We start from the raw sequence: 1,159 nt of genomic DNA, 5'->3' as shown, positions 1-1,159 counted from the left end.
ATAATGTCCTTTGCCTACGGGACTGTTACCCCCTCCGGCCGGCCTTTCCAGGCCGTTCGGCTCAACATTACTTGGCGTGTCGGTGTCCTACAACCCCAGCCGAAGCTGGTTTGGGCTCTTCCCGTTTCGCTCGCCGCTACTCAGGGAATCGATTTTTCTTTCTCTTCCTCCGGGTACTGAGATGTTTCAGTTCCCCGGGTCTACCGCCGCGTCAGCTATCTATTCACTGACCGGCAACACATAATGATGTGCTGGGTTCCCCCATTCGGAAATCTTCGGTTCAACGCTTACTTACAGCTCCCCGAAGCATATCGGTGTTGGTTCCGTCCTTCATCGGCTCTTAGTGCCAAGGCATCCACCGTGCGCCCTTCATTACTTAATCGCAATGAATTTGTGAGTGTGCCGCATCAAGCGGCACAACGCGTGTTTGTGTGAACTCTTTTTAATTTCAGTTCTCGGTTTTCTACGCTTTGATTTTCGGTTAAAAATCATTTATTGCTTCTCTATCCGGTTTTCAATGTACATGTTTAAAATGAATGACTCCAAAGAGACCATTCAAAACTGAATACAATATGTCAACCATTCCGTTCCGTATTTATCCTTAGAAAGGAGGTGATCCAGCCGCACCTTCCGATACGGCTACCTTGTTACGACTTCACCCCAATCATCGGTCCCACCTTCGACGGCTGCCTCCCAGAAGGGTTGGCCCACCGGCTTCAGGTGTTACTGACTTTCGTGGTGTGACGGGCGGTGTGTACAAGACCCGGGAACGTATTCACCGTGGCATTCTGATCCACGATTACTAGCGATTCCAGCTTCATGGAGTCGAGTTGCAGACTCCAATCCGAACTGAGAACAGTTTTATGGGATTCGCTCAACCTCGCGGTCTCGCTGCCCTTTGTACCTGTCCATTGTAGCACGTGTGTAGCCCAAATCATAAGGGGCATGATGATTTGACGTCATCCCCACCTTCCTCCGGTTTGTCACCGGCAGTCTCACTAGAGTGCCCAACTCAATGCTGGCAACTAGTCATAAGGGTTGCGCTCGTTGCGGGACTTAACCCAACATCTCACGACACGAGCTGACGACAACCATGCACCACCTGTCACTCTGCCCCGAAGGGAACCCCTGTCTCCAGGGGGGTCAGAGGATGTCAAGA

2 rRNA genes are annotated in these 1,159 nt (G+C 51.3%); both read right to left on the bottom strand.

The features are described 5' to 3' along the window. Window positions 1-382, bottom strand: a 23S ribosomal RNA gene (locus tag WN59_RS13730); the annotation flags it as partial. A gap of 223 nt (window positions 383-605) precedes the next feature. Beyond that, a 16S ribosomal RNA gene (locus WN59_RS07885) occupies window positions 606-1,159 on the bottom strand; the annotation flags it as partial.

The organism is Salinicoccus sediminis (genome assembly GCF_000986795.1).
Classification (GTDB): domain Bacteria; phylum Bacillota; class Bacilli; order Staphylococcales; family Salinicoccaceae; genus Salinicoccus; species Salinicoccus sediminis.
The sequence above is the reverse complement of the archived record's forward strand: the minus strand, read 5'-3'. Positions and strand labels throughout refer to the sequence as shown.